The sequence below is a fragment of the Mycobacterium sp. SP-6446 genome, from assembly GCF_001954045.1.
In the GTDB taxonomy this organism is placed as follows: Bacteria; Actinomycetota; Actinomycetes; order Mycobacteriales; family Mycobacteriaceae; genus Mycobacterium.
The window spans coordinates 1-7,706 of record NZ_MBEM01000265.1; the positions used below are offsets into that span (position 1 = coordinate 1).

Below are 7,706 nucleotides of genomic sequence, written 5' to 3' on the forward strand. Positions count from 1 at the left end.
CTCTCCAGCTCTCCGGGCACCCGGCCCTGGCCGCCGTACGAACCGTGGAATATCCCGGCGAACACGCCCGTCGCCGACCCGCGCAGCGTCAACGGATCAATTCCGGCCCGCTCCAACGCTTCCCACGACACTTCCATCAACAAGCGCTGCTGCGGATCCATCGCGAGCGCCTCGCTGGGCGCGATGCCGAAGAATGCCGCGTCGAAATCGGCGGCGTCCGCCAGGAATCCGCCGCACCGGGTGTACGCCTTGCCGATCGCGTCGGGGTCGGGGTCGAACAGGCCGCCCAGATCCCAGCCGCGATCGGACGGGAACTCGGACACCACGTCGCGGCCCTCGACGACCATGTCCCACAAGGCCTCCGGGGAATCCACGCCGCCCGGATACCGGCACGCCATCCCCACCACCGCGATCGGGTCGGTCGCCACGGCCAGGTACTCGCGGTTCTCCCGCTTCAGTCGCTCGTTTTCCTTGAGGGACTTGCGGAGGGCCTCGACGAGTTCGTCCTGCTTGCTGTTCATACGACCCCCGCCGAACACGGATCGCGCATCAGTGCCAGCGCAACAACACAAGTTCAGAGCAGAATCCGGGACCCATCGCGAGCATCAGGCCTGGGCTGCCGCTGGGCGGCCGCTTGCCGATGGTGTCGCGCAGCACGTGCAGCACCGACGCCGAGCTCAGGTTGCCGATCTCACCGAGTGAGCGCCAGGTCAGCTCCAAAGCCTCCGGCGGCAGGGACAGGGCGGCGTTGATCGCTTCGATGACCTTCGGGCCACCGGGGTGGCTGACGAAGGCGCCGATGTCGTCGGTGGTCAGGCCGTGGGCGGCCAGGAACTCAGTGACGTCCTTTTCGATGTATTGCTCGACCACCGCGGCGACGTCCTTCGACAGCACCAGTTCGAATCCCGTCGTACCGATGTCATAGCCCATCGTGCGCAGCGAGTCGGGATAGAGGTGGCTGCGCGAATCGACGACGGTGGGCCCGGCGGCGCCGATCTGTTCCGCGCGACGCTCGCCGACCGCGACCACCGCACCAGAACCGTCAGCAAACAATGCGCTGCCGACCATGCCCGCCAGCGACGGCTTGTATCCCGGGTAGGTCAGCGAGCAAAGCTCGACCGAGACGAGCGCCGCGACCCCGTCCGGCGCGCCGCGCAGGTAGTCGTTCAGCCGGGCCACCCCCGCGGCCCCGGCCACGCAGCCCAACCCGAACAGCGGCACCCGGCGCACGTCGTCGCGCAGCCCGAGCCGCCCGGCGATCCGGGCATCCAGCGACGGCACCGCCAGCCCGGTGACCGTCGTCGTGACGAGCACGTCGAGGTCTTGGGGTCGCAGCCCCGCCTCGTCCAGCGCCCCCACCAGCGCCTCACAGCCGAGGTCCACGGCGTTTTCGATGAAGATCCGGTTCGCCGTGCCGAAGTCTTTGAGCGTCGGATACTTCTCCAGCGGGAGGACCAGGTGGCGGCTGTTGACCTTGGCGCTGGTGTGCAGCTGCCGAACGATGTCCTCGTAACCCTCGAACTCCGGAATGCTGACGAAAAAGTCGGTGAGCTCGCGCTGGGAGTAGCGATGTGGCGGCAACGCACCGAACACGCCCGCGATGACGCTCATTGGACCCACCCCCTGGTCACGTACTCCCGGACACGACGGTTCACCCGGATTGCTTAGCTGATGGAAGCTTAGTCCGCTCGCAAATTAACGGCAAAGAAACGGGCAGTCTCGTTTCAGCCCGCCAGCTGCTGTTGCAGCCGCTCTTTGAGCCGCTCGGAGCTGGCCAGGACCCCGTCGAGTTGGTCGGCGACCCGGGTCGGCGCGGTGCCTCCCCGGGCGTCGCGCGCCGACACCGAGCCTTCGATCGTCAGCACCTCCCTGACCTGCGGCGTCAGGTCGGAGCTGATGGCGGCCAGCTCGTCGTCGGTCAGCTCCTCGAGCCCGACGCCGCGCTCCTCGGCCGTGCGCACGGCGGCGCCGGCGGCCTCGTGCGCGGATCGGAACGGGACTCCCTGGCGCACAAGCCATTCGGCGATATCAGTGGCCAGCGTGTAGCCCGCCGGGGCCAGCGCCGCCATCCGCTCGACGTTGAACGTCAGGCTGGCCACCAGGCCCGCCATCGCCGGCAGCAGCAGCTCCAGTTGGGCCACGGAGTCGAACACCGGTTCCTTGTCTTCCTGCAGGTCACGGTTGTAGGCCAGCGGCTGGGCCTTCAGTGTCGCCAGCAGGCCGGCCAGGTTTCCGATCAGCCGCCCCGACTTGCCGCGCGCCAGCTCGGCGATGTCGGGATTCTTCTTCTGCGGCATGATCGAGCTGCCGGTGGACCACGAATCGTGCAGGGTGACGTAGCCGAACTCCGTCGAGCTCCAGATGATGATGTCCTCGGCGAGCCGGGATAGGTCCACGCCGATCATGGCGAACACGAACGCGGCTTCCGCGGCGAAATCCCGGGCCGCGGTCGCGTCGACGGAGTTGTCCGCCGAGGCGGCGAAGCCCAGGTCCGCGGCGATCGCGTCGGGGTCCAGTCCCAGCGACGTGCCAGCCAGCGCGCCCGCGCCGTACGGGGACACCGCGGCACGCTTGTCGAAGTCGACGATCCGGTCGACGTCGCGCAGCAAGGGATGCGCGTGTGCCAGCAGATGATGGGCCAGCAGGATGGGCTGCGCCGACTGCAGGTGGGTCTTGCCGGGCATGATGGCCTTCGGGTGGGCGGCGGCCTGGGGGGCCAGCGCCGCGACGACGTCGAGCGCCCCGGCGGCGACCCGCCGCACGGCGTCGCGAAGCCACATCCGGAACAGCGTGGCCACCTGATCGTTGCGCGACCGGCCGGCGCGCAGCCGGCCACCCAGGTCGGGCCCGACCCGGTCGATCAGGCCGCGCTCAAGGGCGGCGTGCACGTCTTCGTCGCTGACCAGCGGCGAAAAGCTGCCGTCGGCCACATCCTCGGCGAGGCTGTCCAGCCCCGCCAGCAGCCCGTCGCGCTGCTCCTCGTTGAGCAGCCCGGCCCGGAACAGCACGATGGTGTGGGCCCGCGACGCGGTGATGTCGTAGGGCGCCAGCACCCAGTCGAAGTGGGTGGACTTGCTCAGCGCGGCCAGCGCCTCGGACGGGCCGTCGGCGAACCGCCCGCCCCACAGTGATCCCTCGCGAGTGCTCACCGGCCTCTCACCCCATCCGCGAGTGTGAATCTCACGACGCTTCGACGGCGTGTCGCGTCGAACATTTCACACTCGCGGCCACGAAAACTCACTGCAGGTCCCGGCGGGAGGCGATCTTCGATGACAACCCGTGCACGTAGACGAAGCCCTTCGCGGCCGACTGGTCGAAGCTGTCGCCCTCGTCGTAGGTGGCGAGGTTGAAGTCGTAGAGCGATTGCGCGCTGCGGCGGCCGTTGACCGCAATGTGGCCGCCGTGCAACACCATTCGCACCTCCCCGGACACGTGCTCCTGCGTCTTGGCGACGAAGCTCTCCAGCGCGACCTTGAGCGGTGAGTACCACAGCCCGTCGTACACCAGCTCGGCCCAGCGCTGGTCGGTGTGCCGTTTGAAGCGACCGAGTTCGCGCTCGAGGGTGACGTGTTCGAGCTCGGTGTGCGCGGTGATGAGCACCATCGCGCCTGGCGCCTCGTAGATTTCGCGGCTCTTGATGCCGACCAACCGGTCCTCGACGACGTCGAGCCGTCCCACGCCCTGCGCGCCGGCGCGGGTGTTGAGTTCCTCGATGGCCTGCAGCATCGACACCGGCTTGCCGTCGATGGACACCGGCACGCCCCGCTCGAACCCGATGATCACCTCGTCGGGCGTGCTCCAGTTCAGGGTGGGGTCTTCGGTGTAGGCGTAGATGTCCTTGGTGGGCGCGTTCCACAGGTGCTCGAGGAATCCCGTCTCCACGGCGCGGCCCCACACGTTCTGGTCGATGGAGAACGGCGAGCGTTTGGTGACGCCGATCGGGATCGCGTTCTCCTCGGCGAACGCGATCGCCTTCTCCCGCGTCCACGCGTAGTCGCGCACCGGCGCCAACACCTCCAAATCCGGTGCCAGCGAGGCGAATCCGACCTCGAACCGGACCTGGTCGTTACCCTTGCCGGTACAGCCGTGCGCGACGATGCCGCCCCCGTGCTCGCGGGCGGCCGCCACGAGGTGCTTGACGATCAGCGGCCGGCTGATCGCGGACACCAGCGGGTAGCGGTCCATGTACAGCGCGTTGTTCAACACCGTCGGCAGGCAATATCCCTCGGCGAATTCGTCCCGGGCGTCGACAACAACGGCCTCGACCGCGCCGCAGTCCAGGGCCCGTTGGCGCACGACTTCCATGTCCTCGCCGCCCTGGCCCAGATCGATCGCGACCGCCACGACCTCACGGCCGGTCTCCTTGCCTATCCAGCTGATCGCCACCGAGGTGTCCAAACCGCCGGAATACGCCAGGATGACGCGTTCTGACATGAGTCAATCTCCTTTATTTGAGGCTCTCGAGAGTGGCGGCCAGCTCGGCGCCGGTCATCGGCTCGCGGGCGGCCACGAAGAGGGTGTCATCGCCGGCGATCGTGCCGACCACGTACGGTAGCGCCGCCCGGTCGATTGCGCTGGCCAAATAGTCGGCTGCGCCGGGCGGGGTGCGCAGCACCGCCAGGTTCGCGCTGGAGTCGACGGACACCAGCAGCTCGCCCAGCAGCCGCGACAGCCGCGCGGTGCCGCCGGAGACCCCGCGCACCGGGCTGCCGTCCTCGGGGACGACGTAGACCCCGACGCCGCCGTCCGCGCCGCGCAGCTTCACCGCGCCGAGCTCCTCGAGGTCGCGCGACAGCGTGGCCTGGGTGACGTCGATGCCCTCGTCGGCCAGCCGCACCGCCAGTTCGCTCTGGCTGCTGATCGACGACGACGACAGGATCGCGACGATGCGGGCCTGCCGGCCGGCGCGGGTGGTTTCGGGGGTGGGCTTGCTGCGGGTCATTTCGACCGCTCCAACAGCCACACCAGCAGCGCCTTCTGGGCGTGCAGGCGGTTCTCGGCCTCGTCCCACACCGCGCTGCGCGGCCCGTCCATCACCTCGTCGGTGATCTCGTCCCCGCGGTGGGCCGGAAGGCAGTGCAGCACAATGGCTTCCGAATCCGCCAGGCCGACGAGTCGCGGGTTGAGCTGATACGGCCGGAACGGGGTGCGGCGGTCCAGTCCGTCGTCCTCCTGCCCCATCGACGTCCAGGTGTCGGTCACCAGGACGTCGGCGCCTGCCGCGGCGGCCTCCGCATCGGGGGTGACCAGCACCGACGCGCCGGTGGCCCGCGCGCGCTGCTCGGCGGCGGCCACGACGGCCGGGTCGGGCGCGAAGCCGTCGGGCGCGGCGACAGTGACGTGGATGCCGGCGGTGACGGCGCCGAGCATCAGCGAATGGGCCATGTTGTTGGCGCCGTCGCCGAAGTAGGACAGCCGCAGCCCGTGCAGCGTCCCCTTGCGTTCGGCGATGGTCTGCAGGTCGGCGAGCACCTGGCAGGGATGGAACTCGTCGGACAGCGCGTTCACCACCGGCACCGTCGCCGCCGAGGCCATGGCGTCGAGCCGGTCCTGCCCGAACGTCCGCCACACGATGGCCTCGACGTAGCGGGACAACACCTGGGCGGTGTCCTGCAACGTCTCGTCGCGGCCCAGCTGGGTGCTGCGGGCATCGACGACGACGGCATGCCCGCCGAGCTGGGCGATACCAACCTCGAACGAGAACCGGGTGCGGGTGGAGTTCTTGTCGAAGAGGACCGCGACGCCGCGCGGACCCTCGAGCGGGCGACGGGCGAACGGGTCCTTCTTCAGGTCCGCGGCCAGCTGCAGGACCTCGGCCTGCTCGGCCGGTGCGAGGTCGTCGTCGCGCAGGAAATGCCGAATCATGTTGCGGCCCTATCGAGGATCCCCGGCAGGGCGGCGATGAAGCCCTCGATCTGGGATTCGGTGATGATCAGCGGCGGCGCCAGCCGGATGACGTCGGGAGCGGCGGCGTTCACCAGGAATCCCGCGCTGCGGGCGGCCGCCTCGGCGTCCTTGGCCCGCGGCGCGGACAGCACCACACCCCACAGCAGGCCGCGGCCGCGAACGTGGTCGATCAGCGGGTGCCCGAGCCTTTCGATGCCGTGCCGGATCGTCTTGCCCAGCACCTCGGCACGCCGGACGAGGTCGTCGGCGGCCAGGACGCGCAACACGGCCAGCGCCGCGGCGGTGCAGACGGGGTTGCCGCCGAAGGTGCTGCCGTGCAGGCCCGGCATCACCAGCTCGGCCGCCGGCCCGACGGCCAGGCAGGCCCCGATCGGCAGCCCGCCGCCGAGCCCCTTGGCCAGCGTCACCACGTCGGGGGTGATGCCGTCGTGCTGGTGGGCGAAAAACGCGCCGGTGCGGCCCATTCCGGTCTGTACCTCGTCGAGGACCAGCAGGGCCCCGTGCCGGGCAGTGATGTCGCGGGCCGCGACCAGGTAGCCCTCGGGCGGGACGACGACGCCGCTCTCCCCCATGATCGGTTCGAGGAACACCGCGGCGGTGTCGTCGTCGACGGCGGCCGCCAGCGCATCCACCGAGCCGTACGGGACGTGTGTGACCTCACCGGGCAGCGGCGCGAACGGCGCCTGCTTGCTGGGCTGACCGGTCAAGGCCAGAGAGCCCATCGTCCGGCCGTGGAAAGCCTCTTGTGCGGCAACGAGTTTCGTGCGTCCGGTGAGCCGCGACAGCTTGAACGCCATCTCGTTCGCCTCGGTCCCGGAGTTGCAGAAGAACACCCGGGTCTGCGCGTCCGCGCCCAGCAGCCCGACCAGTTCTTCGGCCAGCGCGATGGCGGGTTCGGTGGCATACAGATTGGACGTGTGGCCCAGCGTCGCGACCTGATGCGTCACGGCTTCGACGATGGCGGGGTGGCGATGGCCGAGCACGTTGACTGCGATGCCGCCGAGCAGGTCCAGGTAGGCCTTGCCGTCGACGTCGGTGACGACGGCGCCCTCCCCGCTGGCCAACGCGACCGGCGGGGTGCCGTAGTTGTGCATCATCACGGCTTCCCACCGCTGCCGTAGCTCGTCGGTATGGGTCATGCCGAAACCACCTTGGTGCCCGTGCCCGCGTCGGTGAAAAGCTCCACCAGCACGCAGTGTTCGACCCGCCCGTCGATGACGTGTGCGCTGGGCACACCGGCCGTGACCGCGCGCAGGCAGGCTTCGACCTTGGGGATCATGCCGGCCTCCAGCGTGGGTAGCAATTGCGCCAGTGTGGCGGTGTCGATTTCGCTGACCAGCGAATCGCGGTCGGGCCAACTGGTGTACAGGCCTTCGACATCGGTCAGCATCAACAGCTTTTCGGCTCCCAGGGCTTCGGCCAGCGCCGCCGCGGCGGTGTCGGCGTTGATGTTGTGCACCACGCCGTCGGCGTCGGGCGCGAGCGTCGACACCACCGGAATGCGGCGCGCCGCAATCAGATCCAGCACCGCCGCCGTGTTGACCTGATCGACGTCGCCCACCAGGCCGATGTCGGTGGCCACACCGTCGACGGTGACGCTGCGCCGCACGGCGGTGAACAGCTGCGCGTCCTCGCCGGTGATGCCGACGGCGTAGGGCCCGTGTGCGTTGATCAGGTTCACCAGTTCGCGGCCGACCTGTCCGAACAGCACCATCCGCGCCACGTCGAGCACTTCCGGTGTGGTGACCCGGAATCCGCCCTTGAAGTCGCCCTCGATGCCGAGGCGGCGCAACATCGCG

8 protein-coding genes are annotated in these 7,706 nt (G+C 69.4%); all 8 read right to left on the bottom strand.

The window, feature by feature from the left end:
* Positions 1 to 521, bottom strand: a 521-nt coding sequence (locus A5736_RS24530) for a beta-ketoacyl synthase N-terminal-like domain-containing protein (RefSeq protein WP_139333541.1), incomplete at its 3' end; no start/stop codon positions are given.
* A 28-nt stretch (positions 522 to 549) separates the two neighbouring features.
* Positions 550 to 1,611 carry a type III polyketide synthase gene (locus tag A5736_RS24535; RefSeq protein WP_076126030.1) on the bottom strand — a complete coding sequence of 354 codons (1,062 nt, stop codon included), beginning with the start codon at positions 1,609 to 1,611 and terminating at the stop codon, positions 550 to 552.
* A gap of 113 nt (positions 1,612 to 1,724) precedes the next feature.
* Positions 1,725 to 3,149, bottom strand: a complete 1,425-nt coding sequence (gene argH / locus A5736_RS24540; protein WP_076249094.1) for an argininosuccinate lyase — start codon at positions 3,147 to 3,149, stop codon at positions 1,725 to 1,727.
* Between the two features lie 88 nt (positions 3,150 to 3,237).
* Positions 3,238 to 4,434: an argininosuccinate synthase gene (locus tag A5736_RS24545; protein WP_076126033.1), complete on the bottom strand. Its 1,197-nt coding sequence runs from the start codon at positions 4,432 to 4,434 to the stop codon at positions 3,238 to 3,240.
* 13 nt (positions 4,435 to 4,447) lie between these two features.
* Positions 4,448 to 4,942: an arginine repressor gene (locus tag A5736_RS24550; RefSeq protein ID WP_076058868.1), complete on the bottom strand. Its 495-nt coding sequence runs from the start codon at positions 4,940 to 4,942 to the stop codon at positions 4,448 to 4,450.
* Entirely contained in the window at positions 4,939 to 5,865 is a 927-nt protein-coding gene (argF, locus tag A5736_RS24555; protein WP_076249095.1) for an ornithine carbamoyltransferase, read from the bottom strand. Before argF ends, A5736_RS24550 begins: the two co-directional genes overlap by 4 nt.
* On the bottom strand, positions 5,862 to 7,046 hold the full coding sequence (locus tag A5736_RS24560; protein ID WP_076249096.1) for an acetylornithine transaminase: 1,185 nt from the start codon (positions 7,044 to 7,046) through the stop codon (positions 5,862 to 5,864). Before A5736_RS24560 ends, argF begins: the two co-directional genes overlap by 4 nt.
* Positions 7,043 to 7,706 (bottom strand): acetylglutamate kinase (argB, locus tag A5736_RS24565; RefSeq protein ID WP_076249097.1); only part of this gene is annotated, 664 nt, incomplete at its 5' end. The genes argB and A5736_RS24560, both read right to left, overlap by 4 nt.

Excerpts from the sequence above, each read along its gene's own strand:
- A5736_RS24535 (WP_076126030.1), bottom strand. The coding sequence starts at position 1,611 with ATGAGCGTCATCGCGGGCGTGTTCGGTGCGTTGCCGCCACATCGCTAC.
- A5736_RS24545 (WP_076126033.1), bottom strand. The coding sequence starts at position 4,434 with ATGTCAGAACGCGTCATCCTGGCGTATTCCGGCGGTTTGGACACCTCG.
- A5736_RS24550 (WP_076058868.1), bottom strand. The coding sequence starts at position 4,942 with ATGACCCGCAGCAAGCCCACCCCCGAAACCACCCGCGCCGGCCGGCAG.
- argF (WP_076249095.1), bottom strand. The coding sequence starts at position 5,865 with ATGATTCGGCATTTCCTGCGCGACGACGACCTCGCACCGGCCGAGCAG.
- A5736_RS24560 (WP_076249096.1), bottom strand. The coding sequence starts at position 7,046 with ATGACCCATACCGACGAGCTACGGCAGCGGTGGGAAGCCGTGATGATG.